The 18,141-nt window shown below is 70.6% G+C and carries 15 protein-coding genes; 10 read left to right on the plus strand and 5 right to left on the minus strand.

Features of this window, described 5'->3' with window-relative positions; all coding sequences use genetic code 11:
- Positions 1–27 precede the first annotated feature (27 nt).
- Positions 28–1,272, minus strand: coding sequence for a L,D-transpeptidase (locus FBY41_RS12310; RefSeq protein ID WP_260439723.1), 1,245 nt, complete (start codon positions 1,270–1,272; stop codon positions 28–30).
- Between the two features lie 230 nt (positions 1,273–1,502).
- Positions 1,503–3,008 carry a long-chain-fatty-acid--CoA ligase gene (locus tag FBY41_RS12315; protein ID WP_141844540.1) on the minus strand — a complete coding sequence of 502 codons (1,506 nt, stop codon included), beginning with the start codon at positions 3,006–3,008 and terminating at the stop codon, positions 1,503–1,505.
- Between the two features lie 133 nt (positions 3,009–3,141).
- On the opposite strand from FBY41_RS12315, the gene ligA reads away from it, so the two are divergent.
- The 9 genes from ligA (at position 3,142) to gatB (ending at position 14,223) form a co-directional block, all read left to right on the plus strand.
- The gene (gene ligA / locus FBY41_RS12320; RefSeq protein ID WP_141844541.1) at positions 3,142–5,286 is read left to right on the plus strand and encodes an NAD-dependent DNA ligase LigA; all 2,145 of its coding nucleotides are present in this window, start codon (positions 3,142–3,144) and stop codon (positions 5,284–5,286) included.
- Positions 5,287–5,619: 333 nt separating this feature from the next.
- Positions 5,620–6,375, plus strand: a complete 756-nt coding sequence (locus FBY41_RS12325; protein WP_260439724.1) for an ABC transporter ATP-binding protein — start codon at positions 5,620–5,622, stop codon at positions 6,373–6,375.
- Between the two features lie 16 nt (positions 6,376–6,391).
- Complete coding sequence (locus tag FBY41_RS12330) at positions 6,392–7,180, plus strand: ABC transporter ATP-binding protein (protein WP_260439725.1); 789 nt, start codon at positions 6,392–6,394, stop codon at positions 7,178–7,180.
- Between the two features lie 131 nt (positions 7,181–7,311).
- Positions 7,312–8,562 carry an ABC transporter substrate-binding protein gene (locus FBY41_RS12335; protein ID WP_141844543.1) on the plus strand — a complete coding sequence of 417 codons (1,251 nt, stop codon included), beginning with the start codon at positions 7,312–7,314 and terminating at the stop codon, positions 8,560–8,562.
- Positions 8,563–8,681: 119 nt separating this feature from the next.
- Positions 8,682–9,551, plus strand: coding sequence for a branched-chain amino acid ABC transporter permease (locus FBY41_RS12340; protein WP_141844544.1), 870 nt, complete (start codon positions 8,682–8,684; stop codon positions 9,549–9,551).
- Positions 9,548–10,567, plus strand: a complete 1,020-nt coding sequence (locus FBY41_RS12345; protein ID WP_260439727.1) for a branched-chain amino acid ABC transporter permease — start codon at positions 9,548–9,550, stop codon at positions 10,565–10,567. Before FBY41_RS12340 ends, FBY41_RS12345 begins: the two co-directional genes overlap by 4 nt.
- Positions 10,568–10,726: 159 nt before the next feature.
- A complete protein-coding gene (gene gatC, locus FBY41_RS12350) occupies positions 10,727–11,023 on the plus strand; it encodes an Asp-tRNA(Asn)/Glu-tRNA(Gln) amidotransferase subunit GatC (protein ID WP_141844545.1) in 297 nt (98 codons plus the stop codon).
- 121 nt (positions 11,024–11,144) lie between these two features.
- A complete protein-coding gene (gene gatA, locus FBY41_RS12355; RefSeq protein ID WP_141845111.1) occupies positions 11,145–12,674 on the plus strand; it encodes an Asp-tRNA(Asn)/Glu-tRNA(Gln) amidotransferase subunit GatA in 1,530 nt (509 codons plus the stop codon).
- A gap of 1 nt (position 12,675) precedes the next feature.
- The gene (gene gatB, locus FBY41_RS12360; RefSeq protein WP_141844546.1) at positions 12,676–14,223 is read left to right on the plus strand and encodes an Asp-tRNA(Asn)/Glu-tRNA(Gln) amidotransferase subunit GatB; all 1,548 of its coding nucleotides are present in this window, start codon (positions 12,676–12,678) and stop codon (positions 14,221–14,223) included.
- A 169-nt stretch (positions 14,224–14,392) separates the two neighbouring features.
- Here gatB and FBY41_RS12365 read toward each other — a convergent pair whose 3' ends face one another.
- The 3 genes from FBY41_RS12365 to FBY41_RS12375 form a co-directional block, all read right to left on the minus strand.
- Entirely contained in the window at positions 14,393–15,085 is a 693-nt protein-coding gene (locus FBY41_RS12365; protein ID WP_141844547.1) for a DUF937 domain-containing protein, read from the minus strand.
- A 102-nt stretch (positions 15,086–15,187) separates the two neighbouring features.
- Entirely contained in the window at positions 15,188–16,369 is a 1,182-nt protein-coding gene (locus tag FBY41_RS12370; protein WP_141844548.1) for a PQQ-dependent sugar dehydrogenase, read from the minus strand.
- A gap of 80 nt (positions 16,370–16,449) precedes the next feature.
- Positions 16,450–17,133: an MOSC domain-containing protein gene (locus tag FBY41_RS12375; RefSeq protein ID WP_141844549.1), complete on the minus strand. Its 684-nt coding sequence runs from the start codon at positions 17,131–17,133 to the stop codon at positions 16,450–16,452.
- A 39-nt stretch (positions 17,134–17,172) separates the two neighbouring features.
- On the opposite strand from FBY41_RS12375, the gene FBY41_RS12380 reads away from it, so the two are divergent.
- Positions 17,173–18,111 (plus strand): 2-hydroxyacid dehydrogenase, encoded by a 939-nt coding sequence (locus tag FBY41_RS12380; protein ID WP_141844550.1) that lies wholly within the window; start codon positions 17,173–17,175, stop codon positions 18,109–18,111.
- The last annotated feature ends 30 nt before the right edge of the window (positions 18,112–18,141 follow it).

Below are 18,141 nucleotides of genomic sequence, written 5' to 3' on the forward strand. Positions count from 1 at the left end.
CGTCTGGTCAGCAGCGGTCGGGCGGCGTCAGAGCGCCGAGCCCGCGGCCCACTTGGCAGGGCTGAGGTTCCAGTCGGCGTAACCGTTGCCCATCGTCATCGGCCGGTCGGTGCCGGTCGTCTCGACGACATCGCCGATGATCATGTTCTTGTAGACCCACTCGGCGTTGGAGTCGCTCATGCCGGTGCAGCCGTGGCTCACGTTGCGCACGCCCTGGTCCTTGACCGACCACGGGGCGGAGTGCAGGAACTCACCGGAGTTCGTCAACCGCAGGGCCCACTTGACGGGGGTGTCGGAGTAGTACCCGGGGTCGCCCTTCTTGAGGCCGATGGTCTCGGCGCGCATCGTGATGTTGGTGACCTTGTCCATGATGACCTTGACGCCCGAGCGGGTGATGAAGCCGGGCTGGCCACCGGTGACGGGGATGGTCTTGGCGACCTTGCCGTTGATGACGACCTTCATCTGGTGCTTCTTGAGGTCGACCTTCGCGATGACCGAGCGACCGATCGTGAACTCCGACGTGCGGCTCATCTCGCCCCAGCGGCCACCACCGGCAGGCACCCCGTTGAGCTGCGCGTCGACCTTCACCTTGGTGCCGGGCTTCCAGTACGTCGCGGGCCGCCAGTGGGCCTCCTTCGACGACAGCCAGTACCACGAGCCGGCCTGGGCCGGCGTGGTCGTGACGTGCATGTTCTTCTCGAAGTTCGCCTTGTCGACGACCGGGAGGTCGAAGCGCACGATGACGGGCATGCCGATGCCGACCGTGCCGCCGTCACGCGGCGAGACCGCGACGTAGACCTGCTGGTCGAGCGTGAGGTTGTCCGTGCGGAAGGTGCGCGTCTCCTCGATCGTCGCGCCGTCGGTGGTCTTGGCCTCGAGGGCGAGGGTGTACTTGACGCCCGGCTCGAGCAGGTCACCGGCGGTCCACGTGCCGTTCTCGAGCGTGCCGTCGACCTTGACGGTGTTGCCCTTCTTGCTGACGTACGACAGAGACGCCTTCTCGAGGGTGCCCTTGTCTGCCGAGGCCGTGACGCGGGTGTCGACGGCGACATTGGTCGCCTTGTCCTGCGGCGTCGTCTTCCACGTGACGGGGTCGACGGTGGGGGTCTGCGCGCTGGGCTGACCGCCGGCCGAGCTCGTCTGGCTGCCTCCGGCGCCGGTCGCGGCCGATGCTCCGCCGTCGGCGTTGGCCGACGCGTTGCAGGCAGAGACAGCCAGCACGGCCACGAGAGCCATGCTGGAGACGACGGTGTGACGGATGGTGAGCTTCACGCAGCAATCCCCTCGATGACCCGCATGGGAGTGCTCCGCGCCGGTGGCGGAGTCGTGGACGAGTCGGTTGGAACCCCGTACCAGTGTCACCGATGACACGGCATACGACAAAACGACGCGCGTGGCCGACTGCCTGTCGGAGGTTGCGCGGGGGCCGCGCAGACCCTACCCGCAGGTATGCAGCGGGGCCAAGCCGGACGGCATACCCGCGGGTGGGAGGCGGCTGGGTGTCAGGCGGGGGGACGCACCTCGCGCCGGAGGATCTTGCCCGTCGGGCCCTTGGGCAGCTCGGGGAGGATCCAGAGCCTGCGGGGGTACTTGTAGGCGGCGAGGCGGTCCTTGACGTAGGTCTGGATGTCGTCGAGGGTCGCCGTCGCGCCGGGGCGCAGGACCACCGCGGCACCGACCTCCTCGCCCATGAGGTCGTCGTGGACTCCCACCACGGCCGCCTCGAGCACCTCGGGGTGCGTGTAGAGCACCTCCTCGACCTCGCGGGGGTAGACGTTGAGCCCGCCCCGGATGATGAGGTCCTTCTTGCGGTCGACGATCGTGTAGTAGCCCTCGTCGTCGACGGTCGCGAGGTCGCCGGAGCGGAACCATCCGTCGGGGATGGCCTCCTTCGTCGCCTCGGGACGGTTCCAGTAGCCCTTCATGATGTTCTCGCCGCGGATCGCGATCTCGCCGATCTCGCCGGGGGGCGTGTCGTTGCCGTCGATGTCGACGAGCTTCATCTCGCAGCCGGGGATGGCGCGGCCGATCGTGCCGGGCTTCGTCGGCTTGTCGGGCATGTTGAACGACGCGACCGGCGAGGTCTCGGACAGCCCGTAGCCCTCGAGGATCTGGCAGTGGAACTTCTGCTCGAAGGCCTTCATCACGGCCTCCGGCATCGCCGACCCTCCCGAGGCGCAGGTGCGCAGGGTGCTCGTGTCGGCCCGGTCGGCGTCCGCGTGGTTGAGGATCGCGGCATACATCGTCGGCACGCCCTGGAAGATCGTGACGTGGTCACGGCCGAGGACCTCGATGGCCTTGGCCGGGTCGAAGCGCGGGATGAGGGTGAGGGTCGAGCCGCGCAGCACCGAGGTGTTGAGGCCGCACGTGAGGCCGAAGACGTGGAAGAGGGGCAGGCACCCCATGATGACGTCGTCCTCGCCGATCTGCATGATGTCGCTCGCCGACACCTCGGCGTTGCGGTGCAGGTTGAAGTGCGTGAGCTCGGCGCCCTTCGGCTTGCCCGTCGTGCCGCTCGTGTAGAGGATCACCGCGGTGTCCTGGTCGTCGCGCTCGACGGGCACGAGCACGGGGTCGGCGGCCGACTCGCTCGCGTCGAACTGACCGTCGGCGGGGCCCATCGGGCCACAGACGACGAGGCGAGTCCCCGTCTCGGCGGCCGCCTTGCCCGCCTCCTCGGCGAAGTCGGGCCACACGAAGCTGAAACGCGCCCCGGAGTCCTCGTAGAAGTACTGGATCTCGCCCGCCTTGAGGAGCGGGTTCATCGGCACGACGATTCCGCCGGCGAGGAGCGTGCCGTAGAAGGCGACGGGGTAGGCCGGCACGTTGGGCAGGATGAGCGAGACCCGGTCGCCGGGCTCGAGGCCGGCCGCACGCAGCTGGCCCGCCACCCGAGCGGCCGCCTGGTGCAGCTGCGACCACGTCACGCCCGCCTGGTCGAGGCGGATGCCCACCTTGTCGGGGATCCGCTCCGCGGTGGCGACGAGGTTGCTGGCGAGGTTGGTCATCGAGGCTCCTTTGCTCCGGCCGGTTCCGGCCCATTGTGACTGGTCGGTAGCCTGCTGAACAGACCGGGTCGTGCCCGCAGGTGGGCCCTCGGGGCGAGCCCGCGGCGTCGGTGCCGACTGGCAGGATGAACGCGTGACCGAGACCGGTGGTGCCCCACTGACCGACGACATCCCCGCCGCCGTCCACCAGGAGTGGGCAGAGCTCGCCGAGAGAGCGAGTGCGGCCCAGTTCGCCTACCACGTCAAGGACGCGCCGACGATCAGCGACGCCGAGTACGACCAGATCATGCGTCGACTGAACGCCATCGAGGAGGAGCACCCGGCGCTGCGCACGCCCGAGAGCCCGACACAGAACGTCGGGGGAGCCTCCTTCGCGACGGGCTTCGAGACGGTCGACCACGTCGAGCGGATGCTGAGCCTCGACAACGCCTTCTCCTTCGAGGAGCTGCGGGCCTGGGCCGAGCGCGTCGAGCGCGAGGTGGGCACCGGTGCCCACTTCCTCACCGAGCTGAAGATCGACGGTCTCGCGGTCAACCTGCTCTACGAGCAGGGCCGCCTCGTACGCGCGCTCACCCGCGGCGACGGGCGCACCGGTGAGGACGTCACCCACAACGTGCGCACGATCAGCGGCATCCCCTCGCGCCTCATGAGCGACGACGTGCCCGAGCTCGTCGAGATCCGCGGCGAGGTCTTCTTCCCGACGGCCGCCTTCGCCGACCTCAACGCCAGCCTCGTCGAGGCCGGCAAGGCGCCCTTCGCCAACCCACGCAACGCCGCCGCGGGCTCGCTGCGCCAGAAGGATCCCAAGGTGACGGCCTCGCGGCCGCTGCGCATGCTCGTCCACGGTCTCGGGGCTCGCCGCGGTTTCGACGTCGAGCGCCAGAGCGAGGCGTATGCCGTCCTGCGGGCCTGGGGGCTGCCCACCTCCGACGAGGTGCGCGTCCTGCCCGACATCGCTGCGGTGGAGGAGTTCGTCACCTACCACGGTGAGCACCGCCACGACCGCGCCCACGACATCGACGGCATCGTCGTCAAGGTCGACGAGGTGGCGCTCCAGCGCCAGCTCGGGGCGACGTCGCGGGCCCCCCGCTGGGCCATCGCGTTCAAGTACCCGCCCGAGGAGGTCAACACCAAGCTGCTCGACATCCGGGTCAACGTGGGTCGCACCGGACGGGTCACCCCCTACGGCGTCATGGAGCCGATCGTCGTCGCCGGGTCGACGGTCGAGCAGGCGACGCTGCACAACGCCTACGAGGTGGAGCGCAAGGGCGTGCTCATCGGCGACGTCGTCGTGCTCCGCAAGGCCGGCGACGTCATCCCCGAGATCGTGGGGCCCGTCGTCGACCTGCGCGACGGGTCCGAGCGCGCGTTCGTCATGCCGACCGAGTGCCCTGCCTGCGGCACGCCGCTCGCTCCGGAGAAGGAGGGCGACAAGGACATCCGCTGCCCCAACGCGCGCTCGTGCCCGAGCCAGCTCCGCGAGCGCGTCTTCGCCCTGGCCTCGCGCGGTGGGCTCGACATCGAGGCGCTCGGCTGGGAGGGCTCGATCGCCCTGCTCGAGTCGGGCATCATCACCGACGAGGGCGACCTCTTCGCGCCGCCGCCCGACAGCCCGGCCGCGGGGGAGTACGGCATCACGCGCGAGAAGCTCGCGACCGTCCCGCTCTACACCCGCGCCGCGAAGAGGACCGACCCGCCCGAGGCGGTCGTCGACGGCCGCGTGTTGTCGGCCGGCGGCGAGAAGCTGCTCGCCGAGCTCGAGAAGGCGAAGTCGCAACCGCTGTGGCGCGTCCTCGTGGCCCTGTCCATCCGGCACGTCGGCCCGACCGCGGCCCGCGCGCTCGCCACGCACTTCGGCTCGATGGAGGCGATCCGGGCGGCGTCGACCGAGGAGCTCGCCGTGGCCGAGGGCGTCGGGGGAGTCATCGCCGAGGCGGTCACCGCGTGGTTCGAGGTCGACTGGCACCAGGAGATCGTGCGCAAGTGGGCCGAGGCCGGCGTGCGCATGGCCGACGAGGTCGACGAGTCCGTGGCGCGCACGCTCGAGGGCAAGACGGTCGTCGTCACGGGCTCGCTCGAGGGCTTCTCCCGCGACGAGACCAAGGAGGCGATCATCAGCCGAGGGGGCAAGGCATCCGGATCGGTGTCGAAGAAGACCGACTGGGTGGTCGTCGGGGCCAATGCCGGCAGCAAGGCCGCCAAGGCGGAGGAGCTCGGGCTCGCGATCCTCGACGAGGAAGGCTTCCGGAGGCTGCTCGAGACGGGCTCGCCGGAGTGAGCAGCACCCGGTGAGCAGCACCCGTAGACCAGCACCCGGTGACCAGCAACCGGTGACCAGCAACCGTGGACCCGGCCGCCTGAGCATCACCCCATCGTGACCTGCACGTGACCCGCCTGTGACCCCCGCGGGAGGTCCGGACGGGCCCTGACCTGCGGTCGTGACGGTCATGTGCGTAGCACCCATACAAGCCCCCGAGCTGTGTGCGGCGGGACCGTCCACAGCCCGCCGAGCCCTCCTAGAGTGTGCCGAGTCGATCACCGGGGGACTCCCGGTGGACCGCCGGGTGACACCCACCCGACGACGCCGCAGATGCACGAGGAGGTGCCGGCCTTGACGGCTACCCCGCTGCTCGAGACCCGCTCCCTGACCAAGGAGTTCCGGGGTTTCCGGGCCGTCTCCGGCGTGGACCTCGCTGTCGAGCGCGGAACCATCCACGCCCTCGTCGGACCCAACGGAGCCGGCAAGACGACACTGTTCAACCTGCTCACCGGATTCCTCACCCCCACGTCGGGCACCGTCCACTTCGACGGGCACGACATCACCGGCAAGGCTCCCGAGCAGATCGCACCGCTCGGCATCGCGCGCTCCTTCCAGATCACGAGCCTCTTCGAGGCCATGACGCTGCAGGAGCACCTCGAGCTGGCGCTCGCCAGCCCGACCGGCCTCGCCAACCAGTGGTGGCGCTCGGTGGCGAGGCTGAGCCGCTTCCGAAAGCGCTCGCTCGAACTGCTCGACCAGGTCGGCCTGGCCGACCGGGCCGGTGCTCCGGCCTCGTCCCTCGCCTACGGCCAGAAGCGAGCCCTGGAGCTCGCCATCGCCATGGCGCTCGACCCCAAGCTGCTGCTGCTCGACGAGCCGACGGCGGGGATGGGCCTCGAGGACGTCGACCGCACCATCGGCCTCGTGAAGTCGCTGTCGGCCGGCCGGACCGTCGTCTTCGTCGACCACAACATGCACGTCGTGGGCTCCCTCGCCGACCGCGTCACCGTGCTGCAGTCGGGGCAGGTGCTCGCAGAGGGTCCCTACGACCAGGTCCGTGCCGACGAACGCGTCATCACGGCATACCTCGGAGCCGTCCATGAGTGAACGCATGAGTGAACGCATGAGTGAGCGCATGGGTGAGCGAACGACGGAGCGGTCGTCCACTACGACCACGACCGCGGACGCGAACAGGGGCCCGGACGACGGGGTTCCCGCGCTGCTCTCGGTCACCGACCTCTCGGCGTGGTACGGCGAGGCCCGCGTGCTCACCGACGTCTCCGTCACGGTCGCCCCGGGCGAGGTGGCCACCCTCGTCGGGCGCAACGGTGCCGGCAAGACGACCCTGCTGCGCTCCGTCATGGGGCTGCACAAGCAGGTCAAGGGCACCGTCTCCCTGGACGGGAGCGACCTCGGGCGGCGCAGCCCCGACGCGCGGGCCCGGGCCGGCATCGGCTGGGTGCCCGACGACCGGGGCATCTACGCCAGCCTCTCCGTCGAGGAGAACCTCATGCTGCCGCCGGTCGTGCACGACTCGGCATGGTCGATGGAGAAGGTCTACGACCACTTCCCGGTGCTGGCGCAGCGCCGCGACTTCCCGGGCACGAAGCTGTCGGGTGGCGAGCAGCAGATGCTCGCCATGGCCCGCGTGCTCCGGATGGGGTCGCGCCTGCTGCTCCTCGACGAGCCGAGCGAGGGCCTCGCCCCGGTCATCGTCCAGCGCATCGGCGAGATCATCCGCGAGATCAAGGCCCAGGGCGTGGGCGTGCTCCTCGTCGAGCAGAACGTCGCGTTCGCGCGGTCGGTCGCCGACCGCCACTACCTGCTCGCGCAGGGCAAGGTCGTGGAGCACCTGTCCAACGACGCCCTCGCGGCCCGCGAGAGCGAGCTGCTCACCCACCTCGGGATGTAAGCCGCGGCCCGCGGCCCACCGGGCGGGATCGGCACCACGGCACGTCACCGCGCCACACGTCTCATCCGCCCCTGTCCTCCACCCACCCACCCGCCCACCTCCACCACCCGAACCCACCCCCAGGAGGGGACATGCGCAGCAGAAACACCACCGCCGTCTCGGCCATCGCGATCGCCGCAACCGCCTCGCTCGCCCTGTCCGCGTGCGGCGGCGCGGGCGGTCCGCAGGCGGCGGCAGCCGGCGGGCTGAGCGACGACAAGGTCGTCATCGGCCTGCTCAACGACCAGTCCGGTGTCTACAAGGACCTGTCCGGACCGAACTCCAAGGTCGCGATCCAGATGGCGATCGACGACTACAAGGCGAAGTACGCCGACAAGGCCGTCGCCAAGGACATCGAGATCGTGACGGCCGACCACCAGAACAAGGCCGACATCGCCAACTCCAAGGCGCAGGAGATGTATGACCGGCAGAAGGCCGACATCATCCTCGACGTCCCGAACTCCGCCGCCGCGCTCGCCGTCGCCACCCAGGCGAAGAACAAGAAGAAGCTCTACATCAACATCGGCGCGGGCACGACGGCGCTGACCGGTGCCAGCTGCAACAAGTACACCTTCCACTGGGCCTACAACACCGCCGTCCTCGCTCGCGGCACCGCCGGCACGATCACCCAGGAGGGCGGCAAGAGCTGGAACATCGTCTACCCCGACTACGCCTTCGGCCAGGACATGAACAAGTCGTTCAGCGCCGAGGTCACGAAGAACGGCGGCACCGTCGGCCAGTCGATCGCCTCGCCCTTCCCGAGCGACAACTTCGCCACCTTCATCACCAAGGCCGGCGAGGGCAACCCGAAGGTCATCGGCTCGATGCACGCCGGCGGCGACCTCATCAACTTCGTCAAGCAGTTCAACCAGAGCTCGCTCAAGGGCAAGGTCCAGCTCGCCGTCGGCCTGATGTTCATCACCGACATCCACTCGCTCGGCGTCGACCAGTTCGCCGGCACGCAGTTCACCGACGCGTGGTACTGGAACTTCGACGCCGAGAACAAGAAGTGGGCAGACCGCTTCACCGAGAAGACGAACACCCGTCCTTCCTTCGCCCACGCCGCCAACTACTCGGCCGCGATGAACTACCTCGAGGCCGTCCAGGAGGCCGGCACCGACAACGCCGACACCATCGTCGGCAAGCTCGAGGGCAAGAAGATCAACGACGTCTTCCTGCGCAACGGTGAGATCCGCAAGGCCGACCACGCCGTCACGCACGACGTCTACCTCGCCAAGGTCAAGAGCTCCGCCCCGGAGGAGTGGGACTACGAGGACATCGAGAAGACCATCCCGGCGGCTGAGGCCTACGGCGAGGCCAACCCCGCCTGCACGATGGGCTGACCCGCCAGGCCGTATGCCGTCCGGTCGTGTGCCACGCGGCCGCGCCGGACGGCATACGGCACAGGGCGCCTGCCGGTCAGGCGCCGCACCAGCCGATCGACCGCGAACGAGCGAGAGACATGAGCGAATTCATCCAGTACACCCTCCAGGGGCTCGCCGCCGGCGGCTTCTACGCCCTGTCCGCACTCGGCCTCGCCGTCATCTTCGGCGTCCTCGGGGTCGTCAACTTCTCCCACGGAGCCTGCTACATGCTCGGCGCCGTCATCGCGGCCGTCCTCCTGGCGGAGCTGAGCCTCGGCTTCTGGGTGGCGCTGGTCGTGGTGCCGGTCATCATGTTCGGCTTCGGAGTGCTCATGGAGCGCCTCCTCGTGCAGTGGCTGCTCGCCCTCGACCCGCTCTACAACTTCCTGCTGACCTTCGGCCTCACCCTCATCCTCGTCGAGGCCGTGAAGCTGCGGTACGGCGTGTCGGGGCTGCCGTACGAGATCCCCGCGGGCCTGGGTGGTCAGGTCACCGTCGGCAGCGTCAACCTCTCGGTCTACGCGATCTTCGCCTGCGTCTTCTCCGTCGTCTTGTGCCTCGCCGTCGGCCTGCTCATGACGAGGACGCGCATCGGCATGATCGTGCGTGCCGCGACCGAGGACCCCGGCCGCACCCGGGCCCTCGGCATCAACGTCGGCCGGTGGGTCACCCCGGTCTTCGGCTTCGGGATCGCGCTCGCCGGCCTCGCCGGAGTGCTCGCCGCTCCGACCCGGGCGATCACGGCCGAGATGGGGAGCAACTTCATCATCATCCTGTTCGCCGTCGTCGTCATCGGCGGCCTCGGCTCCATCCTCGGCGCGGTCGTCGCCGGCTTCCTCGTCGGCCTCGTCGAGGCCTACGGCGTCGCCTACGCGCCGGCCTATGCCCAGATCGTCATCTTCGTGCTCATGGCGGCCGTGATCCTCGTCCGGCCCTCCGGACTCTTCGGAAGGGAGGAGGTCGCGTGAGCGAGCAGATGACCGCCAAGGTCGACGTCGACCTGGCTCAGCCCTCGATCCTGTCGCGGCGCAGCCCGTGGCGGTACCTCATGCTGCTGGCCGGCCTCGCCGTGCTCGTGATGCTGCCGTACTGGATCTACCCGCCCGTCGCGATGGACATCCTGTGCTGGGGGCTCTTCGCGATCAGCGTCGACCTGCTGCTCGGCTTCACGGGGCTGCTGAGCTTCGGACACGCCGCCTTCTGGGGTGGCTCGGCCTACTGCACCGGCCTCATCGCCATCACCTGGGGCGTGCCGTTCCCCGTCGCGGTGATCGGCGGCTCGGTCTTCGCGATGCTCATCGCCTGGCCGATCGGCTGGCTGTCGGTACGCCGGACCGGCATCTACTTCGCCATGGTCACCCTCGCGTTCGCCCAGATGATCTACTTCATCGCCAACCAGCTGCGCGACCTCACCGGCGGTGAGAACGGCCTGCAGGGCATCCCGCGCACCTTCTTCGGCATCGACGCGGTCGAGAACGACTCCTTCTACTTCTACTACGCCGGCGCGGTGCTCATCGTCATCGGCATCGCGATCGCGTGGCAGGTCGTCAACTCGCCGTTCGGGCGGGTGCTCACCGCGGTGCGTGACAACCCGGCGCGCGCACGTGCCCTGGGCTACGACGTCGAGGTCTTCAAGATCAAGGCCTTCGTCATCTCCGCCGGGCTCGCCGGGCTCGCCGGCGGCGTCTTCGCGATCAGCCACGGCTTCGCGTCGTTGCAGGAGCTCGCCTGGACGACCTCGGGCAAGGTCGTGCTCATCACGGTCCTCGGCGGCATCGGCACCCTCTGGGGCGGCCTCGTCGGAGCCGGCGTCGTCGTCACGCTCGAGGACTACCTGTCGAGCTCCGGCTTCGAGGGCATCGGCCTCATCACGGGTGGCATCTTCGTCGTCATCGTGCTGCTCTTCCGCCACGGCATCTGGGGCACGGCCCGCAATGCCCTGCGCCGCTTCGTCCTCGACCGACGGCGCGCGACCCGCGACTGACGCCGGCCGCCTGAGCCCTCGCGCCGACGGGTGCGGACGGGTGTCATCGCTCCCGTCGTCGAGGCCGTCGACGTCGCCCGTCCTGACCCGGCGCGCTCGCGGCTGAGCGTGCGGGACGGGTGGTCCGGGCCTGCTGGGCTGCCCCATAGACTGACCGGCATGTCCTCCCTGTCCCGCGACGACGTAGCCCATCTGGCCGGCCTCGCCCGCATCGAGCTCTCCGACGCGGAGCTCGACCGCATGGTGGGTGAGCTCGGGGTCATCCTCGAGTCCGTGGCCAAGGTCCAGCAGGCCCCCACCGAGGGCGTGGCCCCGATGTCGCACCCGATGCCGCTGACCAACGTGACCCGACCCGATGTCGTGCGCCCCAGCCTCGGCGCCGCGGCCGTCCTCGCGGGCGCCCCCGAGGCCGAGCAGCAGCGCTTCTCGGTGCCGCGCATCCTCGACGAGGACTGAGCCTCCGCCGACGCCCGCGTATGCCGCTGGGCCCAGCCTCCCGGCATACGCCCTCGCCCGTGACGGGCACTTCCGAAACCTCCTGTCGCAGCTACGAATCGAAGGCAATGACGTGACCGACCTGCCAACCGACCTGACGAGGGCCACTGCCGCCGACCTGGCGGGCGCCCTCGCGAGCAAGACGATCAGCTCCGTCGAGGTGACGCAGGCGTACCTCGACCGGATCGCCGCCGTGGACGGGCAGGTGCACTCCTACCTCCATGTCGACACCGACGGCGCGCTCGCGCAGGCCCGCGCGGTCGACGAGCGTCGCGCGGCCGGCGAGAGCCTCGGCGCGCTGGCGGGCGTGCCGATCGCCGTCAAGGACGTCATGACGACGAAGGGACTGCCGACGACGTGCGGCAGCAAGATCCTCGAGGGCTGGATCCCGCCCTACGACGCGACGGTCGTGACCAAGCTGCGCGAGGCCGGCCTGCCGATCCTCGGCAAGACGAACATGGACGAGTTCGCGATGGGCAGCTCGACCGAGCACTCCGCGTACGGCCCGTCGCGCAACCCGTGGGACCTGGACCGCATCCCCGGCGGCTCCGGCGGCGGCTCGAGCTCGGTGCTCGCGTCGTTCCAGGCTCCGCTCGCGACGGGCACCGACACCGGCGGGTCGATCCGCCAGCCGGCGGCCGTCACGGCGACCGTCGGCACGAAGCCGACCTACGGCGGGGTCTCGCGCTACGGGCTCGTGGCGCTGGCGAGCTCGCTCGACCAGGCCGGCCCCTGTGGCCGCACGGTGCTCGACACCGCCCTGCTGCACGCGGTCATGGGCGGCCACGACCCGATGGACTCGACCTCGATCGACGCTCCGGTGCCGCCGGTCGTCGAGGCGGCCCGTGCCGCTGACGTGCGCGGCATGCGGATCGGTGTCGTCAAGGAGCTCGGTGGCGAGGGCTACCAGCCGGGCGTGCGCGCCCGCTTCGACGAGTCGGTCGCGCTGCTCGAGGAGCTCGGCGCCGAGGTCGTCGAGGTGAGCTGCCCGAACTTCGACTATGCGCTCGCCGCGTACTACCTCATCCTCCCGAGCGAGGCGTCGAGCAACCTCGCGAAGTTCGACGCGATGCGCTACGGCCTGCGCGTGCTGCCCGAGGGCGTCGACGACCCGAGTGCCGAGCAGGTGATGGCGGCAACCCGCGATGCCGGCTTCGGCCCCGAGGTCAAGCGCCGCATCATCCTCGGCACGTATGCGCTGAGCTCCGGCTACTACGACGCGTACTACGGCTCGGCGCAGAAGGTGCGCGCGCTCATCGCGCAGGACTTCGCCGCGGCATACGGACGCGTCGACGTGCTCGTCAGCCCGACGGCGCCGACGACGGCGTTCAAACTCGGCGACAAGCTCGAGGACCCGATGGCGATGTATCTCAACGACATCGCAACCATCCCGGCCAACCTCGCCGGCGTGCCCGGCATGTCGATCCCCTCGGGTCTCGCGGACGAGGACGGGCTGCCCGCGGGCATCCAGATCCTCGCTCCGGCGACGAAGGACGAGCGCCTCTACTCCGTGGGCGCCGCCCTCGAGGCCGCGCTCGTCGACCGCTGGGGCGGTCCGATCCTCGACCGCGCGCCCGAGCTGGGCGGCGCTGCTGCTGCGAAGGGAGCCTGACATGAGCACGGCCACTGCCGACGCCGTCATGGACTACGACGAGGCCATGGGCAAGTTCGACCCCGTCATGGGTCTCGAGGTCCACGTCGAGCTGCACACCGCGACGAAGATGTTCTGCGGCTGCCCGACCGAGTTCGGCGCCGAGCCCAACTCGCAGGTCTGCCCGGTCTGCCTCGGTCTGCCCGGCGCCCTGCCGGTCGTCAACGAGAAGGCCGTCGAGTCGGCCATCCGGATCGGCCTGGCACTCAACTGCGAGATCGCGCAGTGGTGCCGCTTCGCCCGGAAGAACTACTTCTACCCGGACATGCCGAAGAACTTCCAGACGTCGCAGTACGACGAGCCGATCGCCTACGAGGGCTACCTCGACGTCGAGCTCGAGGACGGCAGCACCTACCGCGTCGAGATCGAGCGCGCGCACATGGAGGAGGACACCGGCAAGTCGCTGCACATCGGCGGCGCGACCGGCCGCATCCACGGCGCCGACCACTCGCTCGTCGACTACAACCGCGCCGGCATCCCGCTCATCGAGATCGTCACCAAGCCCATGGTGGGCGCGGGGGAGCGGGCGCCCGAGGTCGCCAAGGCCTACGTCTCGGCGCTGCGCGACCTGCTCCGCGCCCTCGACGTCAGCGACGTCAAGATGGAGCAGGGCTCGATGCGCTGCGACGCCAACGTGTCGCTGCGTCCGCGCGTGGGCGAGCCGACGAGCGCCGAGCAGCTCGCCGTGCCGCTCGGCACCCGCACCGAGACGAAGAACGTCAACTCGCTGCGCTCGGTCGAGCGAGCGGTGCGCTACGAGATCTCGCGGCACGCGGCGATCCTCGACGGCGGCGGCTCGATCCTGCAGGAGACGCGTCACTGGCACGAGGACACCGGCATCACGACGTCGGGCCGCGTCAAGTCCGACGCCGAGGACTACCGCTACTTCCCGGAGCCCGACCTCGTGCCCGTCGCGCCGACGCGCGAGACGGTCGAGGCGCTGCGCGCGACGCTGCCGGAGCCTCCCGGCCTGCGCCGTAAGCGGCTCCAGTCCGACTGGGGCTACAGCGATCTCGAGATGCGCGACGTCGTCAACGCCGGAGCGGTCGAGCTCATCGAGGAGACTGTCGCCGCCGGCGCGAGCGCTGCTGCCGCGAAGAAGTGGTGGCTCGGTGAGCCGTCACGGCGCGCGAACGCCGAGGGCCAGGACATCGTGACGTATGCCGCCGGGCTCGGCCTCACGCCCGCGCACATCGCCGAGCTCGACGGGCTCGTCGTCTCGGGCCGCCTCAACGACTCGATGGCGCGGCAGGTGCTCGACGGCGTCCTCGCCGGCGAGGGCACGCCCACTGCTGTGGCGGACGCCCGCGGGCTCGAGCTCGTCCAGGACGACGGTGCGCTCGAAGCCGCCGTCGACAAGGTCATCGCGGCCAACCCCGACGTCGCGGCCAAGATCCGCGACGGCAAGGTCGCGGCGGCGGGCGCCCTCATCGGCCAGGTGATGAAGGAGATGAAGGGTCAGGCCGACGCGGGCAAGGCCCGTGAGCTCATCCTCGCCAAGCTCCAGTAACCGCCCGGCGCTCGGCCCGGCGGCATCCGCGCCGAGCGAGTCGAGCGGCCACGGCCGGTCGCGCTGAGTGCGACCCCGACGAAGTGCTCTTTCGCCCCGACGAAGTGCTCTTTCGATCGGGTGTGGGGCCGGTTTTGGGGGTGGGCGCGGTGCTGGCGGGGCGGCGAGGTCAGCGCTTGCCGCCGCCGAGCAGGCCACCGAGGATGCCGCCGAGGATGTCGCCGGCGCCGCCGCCCGAGCCGGAGGCACCGCCGCCGGAGGCGCCGCCGAGCACCTGCCCGAGGATGTCCTCCAGCGGGTTGGACCCGCTCGAGGCGGGGGCGTCTCCGCCGGGGGACTGCACCGGGCCGCTGCCCGCGCCCTGGCCGCCCGGGAAGAGCGGGCCACTGTCGGGTGCCGAGGTCGTCGCCTCGTCCGCACCCGACCCCCCGCCGAGGATGCTGCCCAGCCCTCCGCCCTGGCTCAGCTTGTTGGCCAGCCACGACATGACGATGGGGGCGAGGATCGGCAGCAGCTTCTGCACGAGCGATCCGCCCGAGCCGGACCCGCCGACACCGGCGCCGACGCCTCCCAGCCGGCTCATCACCTGGTCGGTGTTGTCGCCGAAGATGTTGCCGACGATCTTCTGGCCGTCCTGCTCGTCGACGTCGGCGAGGCTGCTCACCGTCGCGCCCTGGTGGTCGGACAGTGCCGATGCGAGCGACTGGGCTCCCGCCGGGTCGTGAGCGTTGGCCTGCAGGCCACCGAGGAGGGCCGGCAGGGCCGTCTGCACGGCCTGCTCGACCTCGCTCTCGTCCACACCCCACTGCTCCGCCAGCTGCTGCGTCGGCACCTGGCCGAGGATCTCGTCGTACGAACCCATGCCCTGGACCTCCTCGTCACGGAGTGGACGGCGACCACTCTCGGGGCAAGGCTAGCCACGGATCGGGCCTCGCCCCAGGGGTGACGTGCACGAGGCAGGCGCTCAGGTGGCGCCGACGTCGGAGGGTGGGAGCGACATCAGCCGGTCGTCGGTGCCGTTGTTGGTGAGGATCCACGCTCGGCCGTCGACGAACCTGATGTCACGGATCCGACCGTAGGTGCCCTCGAGGTGTCGCGTCGGCGTTCCGGCGGTGCCGTCGGGCCTCACCGGCACCCGCCAGACCGACTCGCCCCGGAGCGCGGCGAGGTAGACCGCTCCGTCCGGTCCGACGGTGATGCCGCTCGGCGACATCTCGGAGGTCGGCCACTGCGCCACGGGATCGACGAAAGCGGGGTTCTCGGCCATCCCCTCCACCTCGGGCCAGCCGTAGTTCTCCCCGGCCTTGATGAGATTGAGCTCGTCCCACGTGTTGGCGCCGAACTCACTGGCCCACAAGCGCTTCCGGCTGTCCCAGGCGAGGCCCTGGACGTTGCGGTGCCCGTAGGACCAGATGGGGGAGCCGCCGAACGGGTTGCCCGGGGCGGGTTTGCCCTCAGGCGTGATCCGCAGGATCTTGCCGCCCAGGGAGCTGAGGTTCTGCGACAGCGACCTGGCGCCGGCATCTCCCGTGGCGGCGTAGAGATAGCCGTCGGGCCCGAAGGCGAGCCGCCCGCCGTTGTGGTTGCGGCCCATCGGGATGCCGTCGAGGATCACCTGCGGCTCACCGAGCGTGCCGTCGCGCCACGGGACGGCAGCGATGCGGTTGTCGCTGTCGGTCGAGTAGTAGGCGTAGAAGACCGGGTTGGCCTCGAAGTCCTCGGGCACGGCCAGGCCGAGCAGACCCCCCTCGCCCGCCGAGCGCGTGATGGGCAGCGTGCCGGCGACCGTCGCCCGACCGCCGGACCCCGGCTTCGGCACGTGGCGCACCTCGCCGGTGTTGCGGACGCTGACGAGCGAGCTGCCGTCGGGCAGGGGCGCGATCGACCACGGCACGTCGAGACCACCGAGAAGTGCAACGGGTGGGCCCGCCGTGTCGGGCGTGGCGGGCGACTGGGACGCATCACCCGTGGGCGAGCCCGCGGTCGTCGGTGCCCCCGAGGCGCTCGTGGCCGTCGTCGCGGCCGCAGTCCCGCTCGTGCCGGTGAGCGGCGGCGGCGTCGGTGAGGCCGAGCACGCGCCGGCCGCCAGCACGCCGACCAGGCCCACGGCGAGGGCACGGGCAACGACGAGGCGGGAGGGCGGCATACCCCATTCTGTCCCATGGAGGCCGGCCGGCCCCCGGCGCGGCTCACAGGCATGACCTACGCGCGTCCCGTGCCGGCCGCTCACCCGTCGCGGCGTGCCAGGGTGTGCTCGAGATCGGCCTGGACCTCGGCGTCGATGACCCGCGCGTCGACGACGCGACGCACGGCGTCGAGGTCACCGGTGAAGGCGCGGAAGAGCAGCAGCAGGTCGACGTCGTGCTCGGGTCGCTGGACGTCGACCGACGCGCCGGGCTCGATCACCCCCGGCGCCACGACGGAGAGGTAGGCGCCCGTGCGTCCCTCGTCGCTGAACCTGCGGACCCAGCGAGGCTCGCCCATGTGCTCGGCGAACGTGCCGCAGGGGATGCGCGGCACCTCGACGCGCAGCACGACGTCGCCGATGGTCCACAGCTCGCCGACGAGGGCGTGCGTCATCTCGACACCCTCGGTCGTGAGGTTCTCACCGAACCCGCCTGCGGTGATGGGCCGCCCGATCTCGGAGGACCACCACCGCTGGTCCTCCGAGGCGTACGCGTAGACGGCCTGCAGCCGGCCGCCGTGGTGTCGGGGGTCACCGATCTCGTCACCCACGGCCCCGCTGCCGAGGCCGCCGCGCTTGGGCCCGGGGTCGCGCACCTCGATGCGGTCGACGGGCCGCTTGTCGATGGCCGTGCGCGGCACGTCGGGGCGACGCCGCGGCACGCGGTGCCCGACGTTGACCGACACGACGCGACCCCTGACCGTGCTCTCCCTGGCGCCATCCACCGCGCGAGCCTAGCCGCCGCGCCTGGTTAGGTTGGGTCCATGAGTGCAGCCCCCGTGGTCGTGAGCGTGCCGGACGAGGAGTATGCCGCCGCGCTGGCAGACGTCGACGGCGTCGATGTCGTCGTGTGGGACATGGAGGGGCCGCTCGAGCGCGGCGGTGAGGTGCGCCTCGCGGTCATGCCCTACATGACCCGGCTCACGGTGTCGGACATCCGTTCCGGACTCGACGCGCTCGAGGTCGTGCAGATCCAGAGTGCGGGGTTCGAGGGCTTCGTCGACGGGCTGCCTCCGGGCGTGGCGCTCTGCAACGCGGCGGGGGTGCACGACGCCAGCACGGCGGAGCTCGCCCTCACGCTCACCCTCGCATCGATCAGGGAGATCCCGGAGTTCGTTGCGGCACAACGCGACTCGCACTGGCCCGTGCTCACGCTGCATCGTGCTCTCGCCGACCGGCGGGTGCTCGTGCTCGGCTACGGCAACATCGGCCGGGCCGTCGTGAGGCGGTTCCTGCCCTTCGAGGTGTCGGTGACGGCGGTCGCCTCTCGCGCCCGGCCGGGCGACGACCTCGTCGACACGGTCCACGGCATCGACGAGCTGCCCGAGCTCGCGGCGGAAGCCGACGTGCTCGTGGTCATCGTCCCCCTGACCGACGCGACACGGGGAGTCGTCGACGCCGCCCTGCTGGCCCGCCTGCCCGACGGGGCGCTCGTCGTCAACGTCGCACGCGGCCCGGTGGTCGACACCGGCGACCTGCTCGCCGAGTGCGCGTCCGGTCGTCTTCGCGCCGCGCTCGACGTGACGGATCCCGAGCCCCTGCCCGAGGACCACCCGCTGTGGTCGACTCCGGGTGTGCTCATCACCCCGCATGTCGGCGGCGCGACCGAGGCGATGCGGCCGCGGGCCCTGGAGCTCATCCGGCGGCAGGTCGTCGCCATGCGCGACGGTGAGCCGCCGCTCAACGTCGTCGCCACGGGCTGACACCTGCCAACCCGTCAGCGCCTGACCCTT

Origin of the sequence: Humibacillus xanthopallidus, assembly GCF_006716675.1 — a bacterium.
Taxonomy (GTDB): Bacteria; Actinomycetota; Actinomycetes; order Actinomycetales; family Dermatophilaceae; genus Humibacillus; species Humibacillus xanthopallidus_B.

What these genes read in the sequence shown, in the direction of transcription:
- FBY41_RS12315 (WP_141844540.1), bottom strand. Translation starts at nt 3,008, where the DNA reads ATGACCAACCTCGCCAGCAACCTCGTCGCCACCGCGGAGCGGATCCCC.
- FBY41_RS12330 (WP_260439725.1), top strand. Translation starts at nt 6,392, where the DNA reads ATGAGTGAGCGCATGGGTGAGCGAACGACGGAGCGGTCGTCCACTACG.
- FBY41_RS12335 (WP_141844543.1), top strand. Translation starts at nt 7,312, where the DNA reads ATGCGCAGCAGAAACACCACCGCCGTCTCGGCCATCGCGATCGCCGCA.
- FBY41_RS12340 (WP_141844544.1), top strand. Translation starts at nt 8,682, where the DNA reads ATGAGCGAATTCATCCAGTACACCCTCCAGGGGCTCGCCGCCGGCGGC.
- gatC (WP_141844545.1), top strand. Translation starts at nt 10,727, where the DNA reads ATGTCCTCCCTGTCCCGCGACGACGTAGCCCATCTGGCCGGCCTCGCC.
- gatB (WP_141844546.1), top strand. Translation starts at nt 12,676, where the DNA reads ATGAGCACGGCCACTGCCGACGCCGTCATGGACTACGACGAGGCCATG.
- FBY41_RS12365 (WP_141844547.1), bottom strand. Translation starts at nt 15,085, where the DNA reads ATGGGTTCGTACGACGAGATCCTCGGCCAGGTGCCGACGCAGCAGCTG.
- FBY41_RS12370 (WP_141844548.1), bottom strand. Translation starts at nt 16,369, where the DNA reads ATGCCGCCCTCCCGCCTCGTCGTTGCCCGTGCCCTCGCCGTGGGCCTG.
- FBY41_RS12380 (WP_141844550.1), top strand. Translation starts at nt 17,173, where the DNA reads ATGAGTGCAGCCCCCGTGGTCGTGAGCGTGCCGGACGAGGAGTATGCC.